Annotated in this window: 15 protein-coding genes and 1 pseudogene; 1 reads left to right on the forward strand and 15 read right to left on the reverse strand. The window is 45.8% G+C overall.

The window, feature by feature from the left end:
• Positions 1–18 precede the first annotated feature (18 nt).
• The 10 genes and pseudogenes from ACDJ58_RS15770 to ACDJ58_RS15815 form a co-directional block, all read right to left on the reverse strand.
• Positions 19–175 (reverse strand): annotated as a pseudogene (locus tag ACDJ58_RS15770) (glycoside hydrolase family 43 protein); the annotation flags it as partial.
• Positions 176–1,054 (reverse strand): carbohydrate ABC transporter permease, encoded by an 879-nt coding sequence (locus ACDJ58_RS15775; protein ID WP_413379684.1) that lies wholly within the window; start codon positions 1,052–1,054, stop codon positions 176–178.
• Positions 1,055–1,128: 74 nt separating this feature from the next.
• A complete protein-coding gene (locus ACDJ58_RS15780; protein WP_413371825.1) occupies positions 1,129–2,094 on the reverse strand; it encodes an ABC transporter permease in 966 nt (321 codons plus the stop codon).
• Positions 2,095–2,235: 141 nt separating this feature from the next.
• Positions 2,236–3,909, reverse strand: coding sequence for an ABC transporter substrate-binding protein (locus ACDJ58_RS15785; protein ID WP_413371826.1), 1,674 nt, complete (start codon positions 3,907–3,909; stop codon positions 2,236–2,238).
• Between the two features lie 224 nt (positions 3,910–4,133).
• The gene (locus tag ACDJ58_RS15790) at positions 4,134–5,672 is read right to left on the reverse strand and encodes a response regulator (RefSeq protein WP_413371827.1); all 1,539 of its coding nucleotides are present in this window, start codon (positions 5,670–5,672) and stop codon (positions 4,134–4,136) included.
• Positions 5,647–7,485, reverse strand: a complete 1,839-nt coding sequence (locus tag ACDJ58_RS15795; RefSeq protein ID WP_413371828.1) for a sensor histidine kinase — start codon at positions 7,483–7,485, stop codon at positions 5,647–5,649. Before ACDJ58_RS15795 ends, ACDJ58_RS15790 begins: the two co-directional genes overlap by 26 nt.
• 43 nt (positions 7,486–7,528) lie before the next feature.
• On the reverse strand, positions 7,529–9,055 hold the full coding sequence (locus tag ACDJ58_RS15800) for a helix-turn-helix domain-containing protein (RefSeq protein ID WP_413371829.1): 1,527 nt from the start codon (positions 9,053–9,055) through the stop codon (positions 7,529–7,531).
• 322 nt (positions 9,056–9,377) lie between these two features.
• Positions 9,378–9,731, reverse strand: a complete 354-nt coding sequence (locus ACDJ58_RS15805; RefSeq protein WP_413371830.1) for a VOC family protein — start codon at positions 9,729–9,731, stop codon at positions 9,378–9,380.
• Between the two features lie 326 nt (positions 9,732–10,057).
• A complete protein-coding gene (locus ACDJ58_RS15810) occupies positions 10,058–11,344 on the reverse strand; it encodes a cellulase-like family protein (protein ID WP_413379686.1) in 1,287 nt (428 codons plus the stop codon).
• 96 nt (positions 11,345–11,440) lie between these two features.
• The gene (locus ACDJ58_RS15815; RefSeq protein WP_413371831.1) at positions 11,441–14,836 is read right to left on the reverse strand and encodes a DUF5107 domain-containing protein; all 3,396 of its coding nucleotides are present in this window, start codon (positions 14,834–14,836) and stop codon (positions 11,441–11,443) included.
• A gap of 127 nt (positions 14,837–14,963) precedes the next feature.
• Here ACDJ58_RS15815 and ACDJ58_RS15820 point away from each other — a divergent pair, with 127 nt between their 5' ends.
• Positions 14,964–15,860, forward strand: coding sequence for an AraC family transcriptional regulator (locus ACDJ58_RS15820; protein WP_413371832.1), 897 nt, complete (start codon positions 14,964–14,966; stop codon positions 15,858–15,860).
• Positions 15,861–15,979: 119 nt separating this feature from the next.
• Here the strand turns inward: ACDJ58_RS15820 and ACDJ58_RS15825 are convergent, their stop codons facing one another.
• From ACDJ58_RS15825 to ACDJ58_RS15845, 5 genes are all read right to left on the reverse strand, one after another.
• Positions 15,980–17,209: a multidrug effflux MFS transporter gene (locus tag ACDJ58_RS15825; protein ID WP_413371834.1), complete on the reverse strand. Its 1,230-nt coding sequence runs from the start codon at positions 17,207–17,209 to the stop codon at positions 15,980–15,982.
• Positions 17,210–17,571: 362 nt separating this feature from the next.
• Positions 17,572–19,830, reverse strand: coding sequence for an FAD-dependent oxidoreductase (locus ACDJ58_RS15830; protein WP_413371835.1), 2,259 nt, complete (start codon positions 19,828–19,830; stop codon positions 17,572–17,574).
• A 19-nt stretch (positions 19,831–19,849) separates the two neighbouring features.
• Positions 19,850–20,677, reverse strand: a complete 828-nt coding sequence (locus tag ACDJ58_RS15835) for a carbohydrate ABC transporter permease (RefSeq protein WP_413371836.1) — start codon at positions 20,675–20,677, stop codon at positions 19,850–19,852.
• Between the two features lie 15 nt (positions 20,678–20,692).
• On the reverse strand, positions 20,693–21,577 hold the full coding sequence (locus tag ACDJ58_RS15840; RefSeq protein WP_413371837.1) for a carbohydrate ABC transporter permease: 885 nt from the start codon (positions 21,575–21,577) through the stop codon (positions 20,693–20,695).
• Positions 21,578–21,683: 106 nt separating this feature from the next.
• The gene (locus ACDJ58_RS15845) at positions 21,684–22,991 is read right to left on the reverse strand and encodes an ABC transporter substrate-binding protein (protein ID WP_413371838.1); all 1,308 of its coding nucleotides are present in this window, start codon (positions 22,989–22,991) and stop codon (positions 21,684–21,686) included.
• Positions 22,992–23,079 lie beyond the last annotated feature (88 nt).

The following is a 23,079-nucleotide window of genomic DNA, read 5'->3' on the forward strand; positions in this document are numbered from 1 at the left end:
GATTTCCCTCCTCTAAACTCGATCCAATACATTGCCAATCTGCTCCCAATGAATGAGATCCCGACTTCGAAATGAGGTGAAAATATTCTTCCGACTTCACGATGCTGGGATCTGGATAGAATCCAGGAAGGATCGGGTTGGCATAACAGATGGTATTAGCTTGAAGTAGCCCCATCTATTCCTTCACACTCCCTACATTAAGTCCAACAACAAAGTACTTTTGCATAAACGGATACACCAGCAGAATCGGTACCGAAGCAACAATTGTAATCGCCGCTCGGATCGAAATCGGTGTAACCTGGGTTGAATGCTCCATGCCCACGCCATTAGCTACCGAAGGATTGCTATTCGCATTCATGCTGGAAGACAATAACTTCATCAATTCATATTGCAGTGTGCTTAGCTCTTGACGGGAGGAGGTGTACAGGAAAGCATCGAACCACGAGTTCCACGCACCTACTGCAACGAAAAGCGCGATGGTTGCCAGCACAGGCTTGCATAGTGGGAAAATGATTTTCCAGAAAATTCTGAAATCTCCGGCACCGTCGATTTTCGCTGATTCGATCAGGCTTTCGGGAATCGTGTAAATATAGGTACGAATAACGATCAGGTTGAACGCACTGATCAGCGATGGTAAAACATACACCCAAAATGAATTGATTAAGTGCAGGTCCTTCATCAAGAAGTACCCCGGAATAAGCCCTGCGTTGAAATACATGGTGAGTACAAAAATGGTCGTAATCAGCTTGCGGAAAATATATTCCCGGCGGCTCAGTGTGTAGGCAAGCATCGTTGTAAGGAATATATTCAATACAGTGGACAGAACCGTACGCGCCACGGAAACCAAAAACGCGTTATAGATCGTGCCTGACGCAAATACGGCTTTGTAATTCTGCATCGTGAAATCGCGGGGCCATAAATATAGTCCCCCCCGAATGGTGTCGTTCCCTGCATTGAACGAAACGACAATCGTGTTCAGAAACGGGTACAACGTTACAATGACCAGCAAAATCATGAAAATCGTATTGAAGGTGTTGAACAGGAGCGGTTCCATGCCCCTACCACCCGGGCGGCGAACGGAAAGTGCCGCTGTATTTCCTGAACCAGACAATGGTGTTTTTTTCGTCATTATAACAGCCTCTCTTCCCCAAGCCGCTTGGCGGTCCAATTCGCGATGAGCAACATGGTAATGCTGACTACCGTTTTGAATATGCCACCGGCAGTAGCGAGTGAATAGTTGCCCTGGGCGATCCCGTATTTGAGTACAAAGATATCAATCGTTTCCGACCAGTCAACAACGAGTCCGTTGCCCAGCAAATATTGAACCTCAAAACCTGCTTCCAGAATATGTCCTATCGACATAATCAGCAGGATGACAATGGTAGGCTTGATTCCCGGCAAGGTGATGTTCCACATTTTTTGATAGCGATTGGCTCCATCAATGTCAGAAGCTTCGTACAACGCCGGATCAATAGAGGCTATGGCTGCCAAATAAATAATCGTGTTCCAGCCGACTTCCTTCCAGACATGGGAACCCGCAACAACACCCCAGAAATATTTCCCTTCCGTCAACCAAAGAATAGGCTCATTGATGAGATGTAACTTCATTAAAATATCATTGACAATACCATCTGAAGCGAGCGAGGTCGCCACGATGCCAGTAACGATAATCCATGATAAAAAATGGGGCAGGTAAGAGATGGTTTGCACCGTCCGCTTCCACATGACCTTTTTGATCTCATTAAGCAAAAGGGCCAGAATAATAGCGGTTACAAATCCCAATATCAGATTGATGACGCTCATGGCCAGCGTATTTCGCAGCACTCGCAGGAAGTTATCATCCGTGAACAAAAATTGAAAATGCTTGAATCCTACCCAGGTTTGCTGGGAGAAGCTTCTCGCAGGCTTATAATCCTGAAAAGCCATCGTCCAGCCCCAGACAGGTACATAAGCAAAAGTGACAATATACGCGAGCAGAGGAACAGACATCCAAATCAGTTGTCTCTGCGCTTTGATGTTCTGCCAGGTCAGCCGTCGGATTTTCGGTTTTTTCTTTGGGCTGAGCGGCTGGTTACCCACTACAATTTCCTCCATAATATCAAGCTCCCTATCCATCTTTATAATGAAAGGAAAAACGTCGAGCGACACATTTCCCACAATGACAGACCGCGTCCAGCGACATGTTTCTTTGAAAAATCAGGAAGGAAGATAGCCTTCCTTCCTGACAGCAATTTCTTATTTCACAGACCAGTTATCGATTCTCCACTGCAATACTTCATTGATGCGGCCTTCGAAAGCCTTGATATCCAGCTTTTGAATTTCGGAAACGTATTCGCTCCATACACTGCTGAATTCGGATGTGTTAGCCAAAATCGCTTTCGGCAAATATTTGGTTGATAATTCGTTCAGCTTCGTATTGGCAATTTTGGCTGGAGAGCCCTCAACCAGATCGACGGACCAAGCCGGGTAATAGATCGGGTTTTCTGGCGGATCACTGAAGAAGTCTACGAAGCTATTGAATCCATATGCATCCAAAACTTCTTTATCAAACGGTTTCAAGCTAGCCTGATATTCCTCTGGCTGATTGCTTGCCGAAGTGGCGTTGCCATCGCTGAAGTAACCTTCCATCTTCGGCCCAGTGCCGTAGAAGGCATCTGCTTTGTTGGCCAGCTTCCAGGCGGCATCCGCAGAATTGTCGCGCTGCTCTTGGGTTTTCATGAAACGGCCTTCGTCGTTGACATAATAGTCTTCATCTTGAATGCCCCAAGTGAGTGTCTTTTGCCAATCTTCTTCCATGAGCTTGTCGAGCGCTTTAATGATTTTCACAGGGTCCTTAGCACTTACAGTGATGCCGTAACCATTGTTGAGGTTAAGCGCTGCGCGGTCGCGATAGTAGTCCTTCGTACTGCTGTCGTATACCAGCGGGAAGCCGACATACGTGCGTTCGATTTTGTCCTGCGTTCTCAAGGAATCTTCCGCGCTGCCGAAGTTCCAGTGTTGGTCGAACATACCGAGCACTGCGCCGCTAGACAATTTGGCCATGTACTGATCATAGTTTTGGGCAAAAGCCTCCTTGTCGAGCAAGCCTTGGCCGTTAATTTCATTAAGCTTCTCATAGTACGTTTTGGCGTAATCCTTGTCTGCAAAGATCTCTGCCTTGCCGTCGTTTACAACGACACCGCCATCATTCGGATGACCGATCAAATGCTGTGGTGGGTTTAGCAATCCCCAGTTTTTCCAGTCATAGTTCAATACTTCAAAGCCAATGGTCGGCTTGCCGTCGATCGTGGGATACTTCTCCTTGTATTTCGCGATCAAGTCGAAGTATTCGTCCAGTGTTTTTGGCGTCGGATAACCAAACTCTTTCAACACGGCTTTCTGAATCCAGAAGGCTGGTCCGCTGTAGTAGGTATCCGACACCTCACCGTTGTATGCACCATAGTTGGGCAAGTAATAGATATGTCCATCGTTAGGGTCCTTCATCTGGTTCCAGTACTTCTCATAGTGCTTCTTCAGATTAGGCGCATGCTCCTCGATCAGGTCTTCCAACGGAATGACCGAACCGGCTGCTGTCAGCTTGGTATCCGCAGAGATCAGATCCGGATAATCTCCTCCGGCAATCATGACGCCAAGCTTTTGGTTCTTGTCGCCAGCCAAAAATTCAAATTTGAATGTAACGCCAAGCTCATCCTTGATTTTTTTGTAGATTTTGTTGTCAGCGGTTGGCTGTTGTCCGGCCTCGTTCAGAAATACCGAGATTTCTAACGGATTGTCAGCCCCCACCTCACTACCTTTACTGCTCTCTTCTCCGCTACCTGAATTGCCACCTGAGCATCCTGCTAGCACAACGCTCAACGACAATAACAGTGTTGCCCCCATACGGAAGAATGATTTTTTACTGTCCCCCATAAAGCACCTCCAAAGTTTGATCTCACTATATGAAAGCCCTTTCATTTGAATAATTTAATTATAAATTTACATCACTATGGAAACTATATTCGAATTATAGCTCTTTCCGAGAAAAGCTCAGGTTTTCTTATAATATCGAAATGGTTAAACTTCAGAGCAATGCTTCCTGATATTTCAAGAAAAACTTCTACTAAACGCGGTCTGGCTTCTTTGAAGGTACATCGCTAGACGTTTTTCTTATATTCGTTAGGAGACATGCCCATGCGTTTCTCAAATTGCTTTAAAAAATGATGGTAATTGGCGTATCCAACCTTTTCCGAGACCTCGCTATTTTTGTGCTGATTCATCTGTAGCAACCGACATGCCTCCTCAACCCGCAGGTTATGAAGCAGTTCATTGAAGCCGATCCCATTTTTGCGTATCAACAGTTGTCCCAAGTAGGCCGGATGCAGGAAGAAACGTTCCGACAGCAACTTAATGGTCAATCCCTCCCGGAAATGCGTATGAATATAATCGTTGATATCCTGTACAATACCCTGCGCTTCGAAGACGCTCTCTTTGAGCAAAAACTCAAAACAGACTCTTCCGCACGAATGCAGCATGCCAATCAAATCATCAAAGGTTAACAGTGCTTCATCCAGATCCGGAATTTCGAACATACGGTAATTCTCTGAATTTTCTGCCATTTGCGCCCTCATGTAAGCCCGAATTTCATGAAGAAGGTAAATGACAAATTTTCGGGCCTCATCCGGATGGACCCGCATCTGTCGAAAGGATTGCTCCATAAACTCCACAGCGGATTGGTAGTTGGCGTAATCAATGAGCTGAAGTGCTCCCAGTACTCGCTCGATCAGTTCAACCTGTTTGTTATGCCTTTGAAAATCATGGTTCTGGATATCAGCATAATCCAATATGCTGTTCCCTTCCGCTTCATAAAAGGCGTGCAGCAACGCCTTCTCCGCTGTTATTCGGGAGTTGCTGATGTGATAAAGAGAGGATTCGGTTGAGCCAATCGCCATATATGTACGAAAGCCCGCCAGACGGCGAGCCAGTGTTTCTATTTGATTTCTTAAATTATCGCTCGTTCTCGTAGGTCCGGGGGAAACATCGCCGAACACAATGGATACGAGATCATTTCGCATACGAATGATATAAATGACATGTGGTCCGTTCAGAATCTCTGAAGCAAGACTGCTCCACCGGCCAAACTCTTTCTCGGATACCTGAACCAGGCATACAATCCAGGATTGAGCTGACCGGGACAGGGACTGCATTAGTTGAGTTCCTTCTGTAGATAGCACTTTGCCTAATAAAGCCTGCTTCATCGTCAAAATTTCCTGCTCTCTCAATGCAATCTGTCCAATATAAAGCTGCTCTTGCTCCTTTAGCAGTTCCATGCCCATCGTGCGAATCTCGGACTCCGCCTGTTCCTCATCCAGTGGTTTTAACAGATAACCGGAAACTTTGAATTTAAGCGCTTTTCGCGCAAACTCGAAATCGCTGTACCCCGTAAGAATAATGAACTTGGTCGACCAGTTTCCTCTACGTCGCCATTCTTCAATCATTTCTAGTCCATTCATTATTGGCATTTGAATATCAACCATGACAAGATCCGGCTTTAGCTCTTCCATTCGTTTCAACCCTTCTGCACCGTTGCCACACATAGCGCATACCTCAAAGCCAAGACTTCCCCATGGAATCCACAGCTGCAAACCCTCTAGCGCCCATGGCTCGTCATCAATCAGCAGCACTTTGAATGCCATTGTCCCTGCCTCCTTCTTCACCCTGATGCTCTAGAAGTTGCAATGGAATTTCGAAGGAGACCTCTGTCCCCTCACCTATTCTGCTCACCAGGTTAAAATTCACTTTATCGTCATAATACAATTCAAGACGGCGATATACGTTGCGTATGCCAATATTACTCCCCCCGCTCTCCTCCTTGCTCCGCATATGATACAGAACCTCTTGCAGCCGTTCCTTATCCATGCCCTTACCATTATCGGATACAACGACGCGCAGGCGCTCGCTCACAACTTCCGCTTTAATCTTCACATAGCCGAGCCCCTCAATAGCCTGAATTCCATGTTTACAAGCATTCTCGGCCAATTGCTGGATACTCATTTTTGGAATTCTATACTGCCTCGCCTCATCGCTAATATCAATGTAATATTCAAACTTGTCTCGAAAACGGAATTTCTCAATCCCCAGATACATGACCGTAAAACTCATTTCCTCTTCCAGCGTGACCACATCGTCCTTCCAATTCAACAAACGGCGGAGCAACTTGGATAGGTCCTTGATAATATATTTGACATCCACATAATTGTTTTTGGTGCTTACCACCAGCAACGCATTGAGCGTATTAAATAAAAAATGAGGATTCATCTGGCTTTGCAGCAAATTCAGCTCAGCGCGAATGCGCTCAGCCTCCTGGCTCCGTTGCTGAATTTCAAGCTTGTACACATTATTGATCAAGGAATGGATCTGAGCCGTCATCATATTGAAATTACGAATCAGATGACCTATCTCATCCTGTCCACCATCAATGTTGATCAGATCAAATTTCTCGTTCCCCACTTTTTGCATATGTCTGGACAGACGCTTCACTCGATAATTGTATGAACGCAGCATGACATAGATGAAGATGGAGGTAACCAAAGTAATAATACCGGCGAGCATGCCGAAATAGAGCTTCATGGAGAGCATCGCTTGTTTGACACGTGTTTCCTGAGGCACGCCAATGAGCTTCCAACCTTTCACATAGCTGGCCTTGCCAATCGGAACGATATGTAGGTCCTTGTCCGCAGCCTTGCTCGTATCAAACAACGCATAATCACTATCTACCTCGCCCTGATACTTGTCATCTGTGGACACGATAATCTGATTTTTGGCGTTGACCAAATACAGATCCAGCGAACTCTTCTCTCTCGCAATAACGTCATAGAATCGATTAAGATAAAAATCAATGCGCACCAGCTTCTTGTAAGAGTTGTCTGAGTTGTAATAGTCCATTTTTTCAATCACGCTAAAATACGACGCGGTCGCCGCGCGATCATTCGCTGCCTGATCGCGATAAGCGAGTACATTTAGTGATTCCCCTGCCGCTTCCCATTCTCTGAACCAGGCACTGGCGTTCTTTGAGCTATCTAGATAATAATAATCACCTCCAGACACAATCGTTGGGTTATCTGTGTAGATGCCGATTCGCTGGATCTGATTGTTCACGGGCATATAGGAAGTCACCCGATGGCGAAGCTGTTCATCGAACGTATTGTAGAAATCCAGTTGGCCATTGTATACACGATCCATGGATTCGGACAACAGCTTGTCCGTGATTAAGGCGTGACTGACAGCGATCCCCCCGTCAATCATGGTGTGAATGTCCTTTCTGGCCCGCTCCAGCGAGATTTGCAGATTCTGCTCTTCCCGCTCCTTGATTAGCCCCGACATACGATCCATGAACAAATAATTGCTTGCTATTATCGGAAGCAAAATACCGATGACGTAGATCAGCATAAACTTGTAGTTCAAAGGAATATCGTTCACGATGCCGCGAAATCGGAATTTCTTAAACATGTCTTCAATCGCCATCCTTCTTTCGTTACTTTTCGAATCGGATCTATGGTTGTTTTCGGTACGCGGAGGGAGCCATACCTGTCATTCGCTTGAACTGACTTACAAAATAGTCGGCATTGGGGTATCCTGAATGGATCGCAACTTCAGCTATGCTACAACAGCTCTGACGCAACAGTCTCTTCGCCTCCTCGATCCGTTTATCATTCAGATATTCCCGAAAAGACTTTCCAGTCTGCTGTTTGAAGGCTTGCCCCAAGTAGTTGGCATTCATATGAAATTTCTGTGAAATTTCCTGGAGCTGCAGCTTCTCCCGAAACTCAAGGTTAACATACTGCACTACGCGAAAAATCGTACTGCATTCTTTTTCTTTCCGCTGCTCCTGAAGAGCTCGTAAAGCATTGAGACTTAATATAAGTGCATATTCCCGAAATGCAGGATAGGAATCAATGTCGGTTAAGCCGCCCAACATATGTTGTAACAGCAACACAAACCTGTCTACATCCCCATCCAGCTCCTTCAGTTGCTTGAGAACTCCCATTTCAAGGGCAAGCAATTGTACCCGAACATATTCTATATCTGACACAGGCAGCCCTGAATCTGGATTAGTAAGCAGCTCATGTACCTCTCTCTCCAGCCCATCCTCTTCACCCGTTAAAAGGGTTTTAAACAGGTTAGTCAAAGCTTTTTGATTCACAATCGCCATGTTACCATCCCTTGGCAAATCTTGATCGCGAATAATGCCGCTCCCTTTTTGATAACGCTTCCATTTCAAAGCAGAAAATGCTTTTTCATATGCCGGCCGCATAGCGACTACTCCACCTGAATGATATCCAAATGCCACAATAATCGATCCATGACCGGAGTACATCTCAAACAAGGTTCTTCCTAGCCTCTCAACCCAACTCAGAGAATCCTCAATTTCAGCAGCAAACACACCCATTCTTCCTTCAGCATCCATAAAAAATTCGTAGTGATGAGCGCTAGCAAAACGCTGTACCTGTAACTTTATCTCCTCATTGCAAGTATCCGTTTCAATTAAAAGACAGGCCATGTTCTCATGACCCTCCATTTGCAATATACTTTCCACTTCGGCTTGCAGTTCGCTGCTGTCCTCACCCTGAAACAGGCGGTTGAACAAACAATTTACATATAAAGTACGCTCGTGTTGATGCAATTTCTCAGCGACAAGCTCGTTCTGAATTTTACGACTCATCTGTTCTAATACGTTTTCAATCTCAACCTCATCAATGGGTTTGAGTAAATAATCCTCCACACGCTGTTCCAGCGCTGTTTTCGCATAATCGAAGCTATCATATCCGCTTAATATGACAAATCGCGGCGGTTTGGCAAGTTTTTGTATTGAACGGTCAATCAGTTCAAGTCCGCTCACAGAAGGCATATGAATATCTGTAAACACCAGGTCTGGCTGAAGGTCCTCAATAATGGACCAAGCGGCGTTTCCGTTCTCGGCTTCTCCACAAATTTGAAAACCGTATTTGTTCCAATTCACCATTGTTCGCAGACCTTCCAGTACCCATGGCTCATCATCCACTAACAAAACATTCATCATTCTTGTTTCCCCCCATAGTGATGAGTAAGCGTCTTTACCTCGGACACAAACATGATTCATTCTGATTCAATCTGTCATTGTACTGCTCGAATTTACGACTTTTATTTAATCATAACATCCGAGAAAAGAATGCCAATACTTCAAGCCAATATACAATGATTTTTAAAGAAAATGCTTTAATTTGACCAGTAACTTGTATGCTATTCTATAAGAAATACAAAAACAATGGGGGAAAAGAACTTCACAAGAATATTAGAAGGCGCTCACAAAACTTCCGAGTATGTTGACAACCTTGCTGCTTGTATACACGCCCTGACCTGATCTAATGATCATGAGCAAGAATATTGATTAGCTTACCAAATGGATCACGTACATAGAATCGACGAACTCCCCAAGGTTCATCCGTAAGTTCATATTCTATTGTATAACCCGCGCTTTTCATGCGTTCGTACACTACATCGACATCATCGACTTCAATCGAAAGATCAGGTGTAGGTGTATTGGAGCCACCTTGTGTGGCGATACTGATTTGAACGTTCTCCTCCCCAAGTAATCCGTATGTTTCAATCCAACCATGATTCATCAATAAATCAAGTTCAAGCACGTCCTGGTAAAAGCTTTTTGCTGCTGGAACGTTTTGTGTATTAATATTGGTGACAATTCGTTTTATCCTCATTTTCAGAACCTCGATTCAAATAGTATATTCCCACAAAGAGGAAGCCTCGCCCTTATTTCACATTATCATCTAGTACCACGTTATTCAATCGGCATCCAAGGAATTAGCTCGTTTAAATTGCAACGGATTCACCATGAAAAAGGTGTAGCCACTCCGATCCAACGCCAAATCAAACTCTAGAACCTTCCAGCTAATATCACTGCATGACGCTTGCTAGAACCTGATGCTTAGAAACGGTAAAAGACCTTAGAACGCCGTAGTTTATGCGGGCACCAAGGTCTTTTATATTTTGTTATTCCTTAGGCATTTCGTTAAAAAAGCTACAGCTATTGCGATTCAAGAATATATCGATTCCATTTCTGCTGCCAGGCGACATCGTCCCAGAAGGGATGATGCGGTGCACAGTTAGAGCATAGAGTCATTCCCCAGAAGCCAAGTGCTATTCCTTTACGCAGCGCGTACTCTGCAATAAATTTCCCGACAGGCCCTTCCTCGAATCCGGCTAACAGCGGCGTATAGCCCACATATCCTTCCCCTATAACAACCGGTAACCCGGAATGAGCGGCCCATTCGTTAGCTTCCTCGAAACGCATATCTGCCTTTTGCAGCATAGCCAGCTTATGTTTACTATAATTGTCGTATAAAAAAAGATCCCATTGATCTGGCTCCACCCAGTCATGCAGATAGAGCAATCTTAGCCCTACTGGATTTCCTTCCATCCTCCATTCTTGGCCGCGCGGTAGCGTATACTCTTCAAATGGAGGCGCATCCTCCCGCAGGAGTGATTGGACGAATGCGCCGGGAAAAGGTGCCTGCTCATCATCAAGTCCGGCCGCTTTGGTTAGTTCATTCAGTACCCCTTTGATATACAGATGGAAATGTGCAACCTGTAAATTTCCCGCCACATAGGATTTGGGGTAGGCTTCATTTAGTGTATAGCTTGCTGTCATCAGGATATCCGGGTGGACACTTCTAAGATATCCCACAGCTTCTTCAATATAAGGCTGCATGGTTTCCACCAGAGCCGGCACATTGGACGGGGCAATGCCTTGAGCGGTTCCAATGTCGGTCAGTTGCCCGAACTCCACCTCATTATGCAGCTCCGCGTAGACGATCTGCTTGTCGTATCCTTCCGATTTTATATACCGGATAAGCTGATCCATGGATCTCGCAATAGCCATAAACCGCTCCTCCGGAGCTATGGCAGCCAGCTCGTCACGCAACCCGGGAAAGGCCAGGAAGCTGGGGCTCTGCTGATATTCCCACGAAGACAGGATGATATAACAGCCATGGGCCTTGGCCTGTCTGAATAACTCCAGCAAATGCGCATGCCCATCCAGCTGGGCGCCGCCCCGGCAGTTGTACCAGCGTGTCCGCTGCCCGATCTCTCCAAGGCTGCCGAAGTGTAACGGGCCCGGCCGCTTGCCGGCCGCCGTGAACAATAAGAAAGGCATCGCACAGATTCGAATTGTATTGTAGCCTCTCTCCACCGCTTCCTTAAACCTAGCCTCAAGATCACTGTACGGTTCTCCAGGTAAAGTCATGGTGTACCAGGAGAAATCCCACATTGTGATGGTCAGTTTACGCGGCAATTTGCTAAGCACTACATCCATTATCATTACACCCTCTTTTTGTTTTTAGCAATACAGATTTCTTCTCTGTAAAGCGGCCAATGGACAATATCTCTACATCTCTTTGATGATGGAGTATCAAGGTTGAAATCCTTCGTGCAGTTGCCGGGAATACCGTCTATGAACCATCGCCCCTTGATGATTAGGCTCCATTTCCAGGGCCAACTTAAGTTCGGTTCCAGCTTCTTCATCACGGCCAAGCCCCAGAAGTCCCAAGCCCCTCATGTACCGGCAATGGATTACATTGCGCCGGTTCAGGTCATCCTCAAATACTAGGAAGTCCGGCAAGGATACAGCAAAGTAATCCATTTTGATGTCGTCAAAAATATGCTTTTCAGCATAATCAATCAGTTTATTAAAACTGCGCTTAGCTTCCTTCCCGTTACGGAGCTTCAACCAAGCCAACCCTTGGTAGAAGATCATTTCTGGCGGCTGATCGTTGTAGAACAACGCACTTGTCGGCTCATCCAGACCCTGTGAAGCTATGGTGTAACTGGAGATGGCTTCTGTTTCCCGCTGCAGACCTTCGTAGGCCATGCCGAGATAATAATAAATATTATTCTCCTGAGTTCCTTCCAACTTACCTTCACCCAAATTCAGCGGATACACTAGTGCTTGTTGTAAATACTGAGCTGCTGCTTCATAATGACCGTTCTGCAGCGCTTGTTTACCAAGCTCGGTATGAGCCAACTTATATTGCCCCGTCACTTTCCCCTCTCCACCTTCCCACGGATGGAAATTGCGCAGAGACAAGGCAGCGATTGCCTCTTGATAACGTTCAAGATTGTTTAGCAGCGTTACGTATTCCACATACAGATCATCCCGCTTCTCAACCAGATCCCGCCGCTCTTCAAGGATATGGAGGCGTTCGTCTGTTGACCACGCAAGCTTCTTACGCAGCTGATCCAGTTCAAAGAAAATACGCCCCTCATCCGGTGCACAAGCAAATGCCTGTTCAAGCGAAGCTAGGGCCGCTTGCGGATTGTTCTGCTTGTTATAGTAGGCCAACCCCAAGTTTCGGTGTACCGTCGGAAAATCATCCCGCAGTTCGCGGGATTTCTCCCAGCTCGCAATCGCCTCAATAGGTCGTTTCTTGTCATAATAGAAGTTTCCGAGATAGTAATGAGCCTTGTCATCCTGCGGATTAGCATGAACTGCACTTACCAGCAGCTCAAGTTCAAACAACGTGTTCGGGAAACAATAGGTGGGGTTGGCCATTTGTCCATTACGAAGAGCTTCTTGAGCATGTTCATGTTGTCCGATACGTTCATATAATTTAGCGAGTGCATAATGCAGCATTGGATAGACGGAATTCTCCGAATTCATCATCCTTTCCCCAACTGCAATGGCTTCTTCATAGAAACCGCTGTCCATATAGTCTGCGATGACATTCAGATAGTTGTGAGCGTCATTTCTCATCAATTGCTGCAATTCAGTCTGAATACCTTGTGCAGCATCCTTGTCTCCCATAGCTGTATGAGCCAAAGCCCACTCATTATAAGCTCCAAAATCCGCAACATCCAATTCAAGGGTTTCAAGCGCACAGGCCTTTGCATTATCAATCAGACCAAGCTTGCGCAGCAATGCGGCTTTCAGATTACGTGCTTTGTAGTTTCGTGAATTGCGGATGAGTGAACGATCAACTTGCTCCAGAGCCTCGGTGTACTGGCCTTTCAAGCTGGAGATCTGAGCAAGTGAGAGGTACCCTGCATCCTGCCACGCTGCCGACCATACCGATTTGTGAAAAGCAGTAAAAGCTTCATCCAAACGGCCTTGACCACGAAGTGCTACTCCCAGCTGATAGTAGGCCTCGCTGTCATATGGGTTCGGATTGCGCCAGGTCAACCGTTCAATCGCTTTGCGGAAATACTGTTCGCTGTCTATATATAATCCACGACGAAGCAGTAAAGTTCCATAAGCTACATTCAACCGGATATCACCGTTATCCCGCTTCAATCCTTCCAGATAGTACGCTTCAGGCTCAAACGTAGCATGCCGATATTGCTCCAGATGCTGGCCTGCCAGATACAGTTCTTCGGTCGAACGCAGTTCTTCTGGTGCTACCAGTGGTTTAGCAGCTTCAGGGATCTGTTCAATAGCCGGACGTTTCGGTGAATAGGAAATCAGCAGCCTGCCTTCCCTATTTCGGACCAAAAGCTTCAGATCATGCTCCTGCTCCCCGCTCTCCAGCGGTATAGCCTTCTGATATACATCTACCGGGGACAATTCAACCGTTTCCTGCAAATACCGGGTTGCTGCCCCACTCAACTCCACAACGGCATGTTCGAGTTTAGATGTTGCATATACCTTGATCACTGCCTCTCGGGCTTCAGCATCAACTTCCAGATTGATGGCTGCTTCGATGGAGGCATTTTTTACGACACCGATGTTTTTGTAAGGCATGAAATACTGGGTGAAGGTCTTCTCCTCGTAGGGTTGTAGCCAAGTGAAGTCAGGCTGATTGTCTGTGTACACTCCAGTCATAAGTTCAATATATGGGCCATCTTCATCCGTCAATTGACGGTCCCACGCCTGACCGAACTCCCCATTCCCCCAGGTCCATTGTTTCTTGCCGGGAGAAATATGATGATTCGCCACATGCAGCAATCCGGCCTCTACGCCGTGATCATATGCGCCGACGAAATTATAATCGGATTTATAAGCCATGTACGAAGTCGGAACCGGAATGTTCTTATACCGGGAAATATCAACGCCTTCCGAGTAATCCTGTTTGTAATAAGTTCCGGTAGCGATAGGAAAACGCGAGACATCCCTTTTGCCATGATCAAATACAGCCGTTACGTCTGGTGGAAACACGGATTGCGTATATTCATTAACCGCTACGGCCGGATTTGCCCACCACAGGAAGGTCTGCGGCTCAGGTGTCCGGTTGTATAATTGAGCATTGATTTCCAAATAGGCCTTGTCCGGATAGAGCTTGAAGGCTACAGTGACTTTTGTGCCGTACATCCGGTCAATCTCACTTACCCATACTGTAGCACTGCCATCGTTTGTTGCTTCGTATTTGTATTCAACTGGACCAAATGTATTAGGACGGTGATGCTGGGGCCAGTTAAATTCAATTCCTCCGGAGATCCAAGGACCAGCAAGGCCTACCAGCGCAGGCTTAATGACGCGGTTATAATAGACAAAATCATAATTGTTCGTCTTGTCAAGCGCGCGATAGATTCTGCCGCCGATTTCCGGCATGATCTCAATACGGATATATTGATTCTCCAGAATAACCAATTTGTAATTTTTATCATGCTTCACATCCGAGATACTCTCGATCACCGGATGCGGATACACACGGCCGGAGCTTCCCTGATAGACTCTTTTCTCCAGAAACATAGGATTCGGGTCAGCTTCACCCGCCTCATATGTAGGTATCAACACGCTCGTCTCCCACACTTGTACCTGGCTGGAACCGGTTGGATCCGCCTCCAGTTTATGATCCACAGCTTCATGCTTCATGTTACAACTGCCTCCCTTGTCTTGATAGTTATACTGTATATTCAGGCAAGGAAGGTTCCAATTGACGAAATGCGGGAAGTGATGGATTATATTCTTATTCTGATTATTAATTACGGGGGTAACTGGAATGGGTCCTGACCATATACGCAAGCGTGAAGGATTTGTAGAGGAGAAGCTATATGTACTTCCGGAATACTGGATGAAAGAACTGGAACAAGAAGAACTAACCTCTACCTTATTTATTACGGACATCGGCTATTTCCCTAACGCTCAGTATCATTTCAGGGAGCGCCTGGAAGGCAGCCCCTCGCATATTTTCATCTTTTGCGAAGCGGGAGAAGGATGGGTTGAGCTGAATTATGGAGAACGAATAATCATGCAGCAAGGAAATATGATGATAATCCCGCCCGAAACTGCACACCGTTACGGGGCAATGCAGGAGAATCCATGGAGTATCTACTGGTTTCATTTCAAAGGTAGCCATGCGAATAGATTGGTGAAGATGTTTGGTTTGTCTAACGCATCGCTCGCTTTATCCCCAAGCGGCAAGGCCCGTTTAATGGAATGGTTCGTACCTACCTATGAAATGCTGGCCGAGCGGACGTATGCCCTGACTACCCATGTACATGTGGCCCAAACTACAAGACAGTTGCTCTCCGGGATTGGCTTAAATGCCGTCAAATCGGCACAAGAGAAGAAACGTGAAACTTATCTGGAACAGGCGATTCAATACATGAATGTACATATGAGTGGCTCTATTTCTCTTACGGAGTTGGCTAATCATGTCGGGGTGTCGAAACAGCATCTGATCTTTCTGTTTAATTCTGAAACGGGCGTCGCTCCGATCGAATATTTCCTACGGCTCAAAATTCAGCGGGCAGGTCATCTTCTGGATCTTACCGAAATGAGCATCAAGGAAGTCAGCTCTACAGTGGGCATCAGTGATCCCTATTATTTCTCCCGACTCTTCAAGAAGATTTCGGGATTCTCCCCTTCCAGCTACCGGAATATCCCGAAAGGCTAGCCTTTCGAAAGTTCTTTGCTGTCTCGCCTTCATTAAACACAATAAAAAACCGTTGAGTCTTTAAATTAAAGTTCAACGGTTTTTTTATATCTAATAGAATCAATCCCTCATATTCTCAATTAAAAGTCAGAATCAGACTGAGCATGTTGAGATGTGTGATGCGAGATGTTTTTAACGAGTAGGAAGTACGTAAGAATCGCAACGAGACTGGTCATTAATAAAGTGAGTCCAAGCGGGACGGCAGTGTCTTCACCTGCGATACCAACCAGAGGAGCAACCAGGGCGCCTAAAAGAAAAGGAACAACTCCGAGCAGCGCTGCTGCACTTCCAGCCATCTTGGCTTGGCTCTCCATCGCAAGTGGAAATGCTGCAGTAGACGTAATACCTATGGAGCAAACAAAGAAGAACAATGGAATGACCAAAGCGAACAGCGGGCCATGAACTAAGGTTACCACCAAAGCTGCAACACTTGCCGCTAAAGCAAGCCACAGTCCAGATAATAGAAGAGTCTGCTCAGGTATACGTTGTGCTAACCGACCCACAATTTGGGAACCGATTATCAAGCTGATCCCGTTCGAAGCAAATAAAATAGCAAATACAGTCGGTGTGACTCCATAAATATTTTGGTAAATAAATGGTGTTCCTGCTACATATGCAAAGACCCCAGCCGTCATAATTCCCTGTGCAAGCATATAGCCAACAAACTTGCGGTCACGTAGAAGCGTTCTGTAATTCCCTAACTGTTGTTTGAAGTTGGGAGCCATACGTCGTTCAGGCGGGTTTGACTCCTTCAAACCCCATTTTGTCATTATTAATAAGAAAACGCCCAAAAATGATAGTGAGATAAATACACCAATCCATGTCGTGAATGAAAGAATGCCACTTCCAGCGATCGGTGCTGCCAAAGGCCCCAAATTCCCTACAAGCAACAGCAAAGAGAAAAATTTAGTGAGTTCATGTCCACTATAAAGGTCCCTAGCTATCGCACGAGAAATGACAATTCCTGCTGAAGCCGCAAATCCTTGAGTGAAGCGAAACAAAATCAATAGTCCGATATTAGGAGCAAAAGCGCACGCCAAAGAGCAAATAATATAGGCTGCCATGGAGATTAACAACGGTTTACGTCTACCGTGAGCATCACTCAAAGGACCCATAACGAGTTGCCCCACACCTAGACCTAATAAACAAGCAGTAAGACTAAACTGAACAAGTGATGCGCTTGTATTGAAATTCTTTGCAATCTCAGGAAAAGCCGGTAAATACATATCAATAGTAAATGGACCTAATGTTGAAAATAAACCCAGCAACAATGCTAGGCCAAATACATTCCAATTTTTACTCTTTATCATTGTTGATTAAATCTCCAATTCATTACGTAATTTAGTTTATTTGAATCGTCATTACAATCCATTTAGCGTTACCTATCCCCCGTTCACACCCCACGTCTTATTGATCCTAACAAATTGTAACTGCCCTACTCCAGAAAAGCCACTTATTTTTCTTTCCTATTCGGAGTATAAGACATAGAGTTAACTGTAAGTCAAATCATATATTTTAAAAAAAGGGTTTGGGCTTAACCACTGGATTCGCTTATCCGCTTCATATCGGAAACCAAAGTTCGCTTAAAAACAATAACCCCCTACTAGAGCAAATTATAGTTTTGCTCTAGTAGGGGGGTTAGATTTTCTTCATTTCGATCAAAAGGGGACCATCATCTATGGGAATCATATAGTCGAATTTCGTACACTTCTGCCCGATCGCCACCGTGCGTTTCCTTGATGATGACCCTAATCCGTTTTGATTGTATCGGATTCTCAAGACGATGAATCTTTTTGCGTGTAAGGTTATGGCTATCACCAGCAAAACTTACCCACTTCCCATTAATGTATGCATGCACCTCATAGCTTTTAACCAACTCCGGAATGATCAGAAACGGTGTTTCATGATGATGCAAATTGATCAAATCCTCATTAACATCGTCATTAAAGGTAAGGTGGATTTCCCTAATATCCACCAGTTCTGGAAGTTTGACTTCAATCCATTCTTCACGGCCATTAGCGATGGGTTCTGATACCCACAGCTGTGGACCGCCAAACGGGCGGACATAGCCGTTGATGACTTTATCAGGTGAATAAGCGCCAGTCTCAACTGCAAAACAGAATGGCTTTCGGACAAGGCGCTTCATCGACCATTCGATAATGGGCTGATTCGGCTGATGATCCTCCAGATCGGAGCTGACTATTGGCTTGACTCCCCGCTCAAACGCGAGGACACCACTGATCGGGACAGCTGATGTGTAGAGACTAACTGCTTCATTCGCACGAACAATGATAAATACATTACAAGGATCGCCTCCAAACATTGCACTGTCTGCTGGCACATTCAACCATTGATTTTTACCTACATCGATCTGGATATCCAAAGCTTGCTTGAAGTTTGCCGGTACATAATTCTCAGGGCGACCTGTATCCCATAGTTCTATAGTCAGACTTGTGGCCTCACGGGCAGAGACCAACAGAGTAAATCCTTCAATTCCACCCTCGGCCGGGAACAGCCATCCAACGTCAGCAACCAGCCGGTACTCCTCGGAAGGTTCGTTGATCAAAATTCGGGTCATCGTGCTTGAAGCCGTGATGGTCCCCTTTCTCGCAAGGTCAGCAGAATCAATATTTCTCAGCCCTATAATTGAGGCATCGGTCCGCAACATCGTTTGTTGCAATTCGGTCAAATGCTGCTCACGCAGCTCACGAGGCGTGATGCCTTTGATTACCGACAAGGCAGCGGCTACACCTGCCGCTTCTCCCAATACCGCACATGTTGCCATGACGCGGGTTGTTCCGAATGCAACATGCGATGCACTGATATTACGTCCCGCAAACAGCAGATTGCTGACATTGCGGGAGTACAGGCACCCAAACGGAATATGATAAATGCCATCTGCATGCAGATGCTTGGAGCCGCTCTCAGCTGCATACATCCCTTGTGGGGGATGCAGGTCGATGGACCAACCGCCAAAGGCGACCCGGTCTTCGAATGGGCGCTGAGAGAGGACATCATTTTGCGTCAGGATCGTATCACCAAGGAAACGGCGGTATTCGCGTTTGCCTGGAATCGAGCCTACCCATTCCAGCGTCATCTCCTCGGCTTGAAACTTGCCGGAGTTCTTAATATAATCCCAGACGCCATAAATAACAGACCATAACTCATCCCGAATCTGCTCATTCTCATGTACCGTATCCAGCTCGCCGCCCCATTCAATCCACCAGTAATGACAGCCGGAATCTCCACTGCGGATCACACGCTTTAGCGGAATTGGGGTTGTTGTAATGTCTTTAGCAAACGATGGGGCTACAAACCGTACCGGTTTTCCGGTATCTTTCGTATAGAACAACAGTGTGCTGCCTAGCGTAATATCATCAGCAACTTCCGGTGCCCATTCTTCCCCAAACTCATGACGGGCTTCACGGCCAATCCGGTATGCTGCTCCAGCGAGAAATCCGACGAGTCCGTCACCTGTACAGTCAAGGAATATCTCACTTTCAAACGTAATTTCACGCTCGGAGCCCATCATCCAGCCTTTCACGCTACGAATTATCCTTGCATCCTTCTCACCGTCTGCTTCTACTTCTCTAACATCTGTATTCATAAACAGAGTCAGATTAGGTTCGGCTCTTACTGCCTCGAGCAAAGTAACGTCCCACAAATAGGGGTTGCCTTCCGGATTCCGTTGTTGATTCTGAATGAACAATTCACCCATAATGCCGGTCTCCCGTGCATAACGGTTCACGCCATGCCCAGTTGCACCGCATACCCATACACGTACCTCGGAGCTGGAATTGCCGCCAAGTACAGGACGATTATGCACGAGTGCAACCTTTTGACCTAATCTTGCCGCTGCAATAGCGGCACAAATCCCCGAAAGTCCTCCGCCAATGACCGTAACATCGAATAATAATTTTTCGCGTCTCATTATATATGCCTCCTTTGAATTAGCCTTTTACAGCTGAACTGGATACGCCTTGAATAATATATTTCTGACCAAGCAGAAAGATTAAAATCATGGGGATAATCGCTGCCGAAGAAGCTGCCATCATTCCGTTATAATCAACGTTGTTTTCCAGAACGAAATTTTGTAGACCAAGCGGAATCGTATAAAGCTTTGGACTCTGCAGGAAAACCAGAGCATTCTCATAATCATTCCACTGCCAGGAAAAATCGATAATCGCAAACGTTGCAAGCGCTGGTTTGGCTAACGGTAACACCAGCTTGAAGAAAATTCGAAAATGACCGGCACCATCGAGTAACGCAGATTCTGTAATCTCGTTCGGAATACTGAGAAAGAATTGACGGAGCATAAATACGCCAAATATCGAGAACATGGCTGGCAGAATTAATGCCCAATGCGTGTTATAAATATGAAGCCAGTTAAACAGGATAAACTTCGGAACAAAAACGACTTGAGGAGGTATCATCATCATTGATAGATACACGATGAAGAGGGTATTACGTCCTTTAAATTCCGTACGGGCGAAGCCATAAGCAGCAAAGGCCGACAAAAAAACGGCACCAGCTGTACCAATCACGGCAATCTTAATTGAGTTCAAATAATAAGGGAGAAAATTATAGTTTCCCGTCCAGATTCGCTTATGGCTGGTCCAGTCCAGCTTCGAAGGAAGCCATTGGCGGAATACTTCACTCGGGGTCTGGAAGGAAGTACTGAGCATCCATAAAAAAGGGACAATCATAAACAAACCTGCAATCAGCATAAGGATCGTGACAGAAAGCTTAACCGAGCGTGTCTTAGTTGTTCTAAGCATACAGCCAGCTCCTCTCTAGTAATGGACCCAGCGTTTTTGGCCGACCCATTGGATAATGGTAATGACAAGAATAACCGCAAACAGAAACCAGGAAATGGTTGACGCATAGCCCATCTCATAATAGCTAAATGCCGTTTTGTAGACGAACAGCGACAGAATCGTGGTGCTTCCGCTTGGGCCGCCGCCCGTAATCGCTTGGATGAGAGAAAAGGATTTGACCGTCATAATCAGCCCCGTAATCAATAGCATAAATGTCGTTGGACTAACAAGTGGCCATACAATTCTCCATGTAATAGTCGCTTTCCCTGCACCGTCGATACGTGCCGCTTCAAGTTGCTCCGTCGAAATCTCCTGCAGGGCTGCCAGATAAATAATCATGTTGTAGCCTAACATAAACCATATTTGCACGACGTCAATGGCATACATCGCCGAACTCGAATCGGCGAACCAGCCCGGAGGCGATACAATGCCGATAAAGCGAAGTACTTCATTAATCGGCCCCTGGGACGGCTGGAACAGCAGCATCCATACAAAAGCAACGGCAACACCGCTAGAGATATATGGCAGGAAGAACATGCCTCTAAGCAATCCTTTCAAATACACGCTCCGGTTAAGCACAAGAGCAACGAGAAATGCAATTGCCAATGAAATCGGAACGGACATCAGGAATATGATCGTATATTTGATTGAAGCATAGAACTGATCATCACCAAAAAGGCGTTTGATATTATCTAATCCGGTGAACGTCCAATTCGGATTGGCGAATTGATAGTCCGTGAACATCATAAAGAAGGAGTACAAGGCAGGCAGAATAAAAAATGCGAGGATACCGAGCATATTAGGCAAAATAAATACGTAGCCTACCCAGCCTTGTTTCCGAATCCAGCTGTTCCTTTTCACAGAAAACGCCGCCTTTCTTCTCGTATGGAACTTTTTAAATACAGCAAAGAGAGAAGACGGAAGCGAAGAATCCTTCTTCTCTCTTAAGGATATTGTCAATATTCGATTATTTGATATATTCCTGATGGCGTTTGGCCATACTCTTAAGCGTTGTATCGATATCCTGCTCATTCAGGAAGTATTTCTCGTATTCTTCCTTGCGGGCATCCAGCGCTTGCTGCGGTACATTCAGTTGGAATGATGGGAACTCACCGAACACAACGCTATTCATCGACTCTGTATCGTATTTGTCTTCAACACCCTTGAGCAGCAGGTCCATCGCCTGCTTGTTATCAACGCTCTTCGAGGATGGAAGGCGTCCTCCGCTTGCCATCGGCAACATTCCGCCGTCCGCATACCACTTTGCGAATTTCCATGCCGCATCCTGATGCTTGGATTTTGCATTAACGGAGAGCATATCACCTAAACCGCCAGCATATTTATAATCCTTCTGATCGGCAGATACTTTCGGAATTGTAGCGAATGCTATTTTGAAGTCATGCGGAAATTCCTTCAGGTTATTGGCGTTGCGGAAAATAAATTCTCCTGCGGCTAACATAGCTGCCTCCCCTTTGAGGAACATTGTGTCTACCGGCATCTTACTTGTTACTTGTTCTCCATATTCGGGTGTCGATTTGTCCACAAACATCATGTCATGCACGATTTGAAGCTGCTTTTTCCAAAGTTCATTATTGAAGTTAGATGTTCCTTCCGGCGTGGTTACGCCAAGACCCGCTATGGTACCGTCAATTGCAGCCGTAATGGCAGAATCATGCTGCATAAGACCGTACACATTCGATTTTGTTAGCGCTTTCGCATATTCTCTCAAGTCGTCCCATGTCCAATCAACGGGAGGAATCGGAAGACCTGCTTCATCCAGCATGCTTTTGTTAAGCCAGATGAATAACATGTTTTTCTTTGTCGGAATGCCATAATACTTATCCTCAATTTTCCATTGAGCGGCGTCTACCCCCATTTGCTCGTCGATGTTGTAATCTGTTCTGCTGCTCAGATCCAAAGCGACTCCTGCATCAACACGTTTCTGTAAACGGTTAATCGTGTAGTTGACGAACAAGTCCGCGTCCTGACCCGTCATGAGCGCCGTATCCAGCTTCAGGTTGCCGGGGTCATCATTTACATAACGGAAGTACTCGACCTGAATGTCAGGATTTTCTTTGTTCCAGCTGTCAATCACTTCTTGAGGTCCAGCCTCGGCAGGAACAGCTCCCCAAAGCGTGAGATTAATGGTCTCACCGGAATTTTGATTTGCCGATCCTGCACTCGCTCCCTCGTTGTTAGACCCTCCGCACGCACTGAGCATCGAAGCTATCAAAGTCGTAATCAAAGCTACCTTTAACCAGTTTCTATATTTCATTTACAGTCCCCCTTATCGAGTTGATAAGCTGCTTGCTACGTCTTTAACTTTATCACCAGCCTGACATTGGGGGTATGAACGGTGTTTG

The organism is Paenibacillus taichungensis (assembly GCF_047302525.1).
Taxonomy (GTDB): domain Bacteria; phylum Bacillota; class Bacilli; order Paenibacillales; family Paenibacillaceae; genus Paenibacillus; species Paenibacillus taichungensis_B.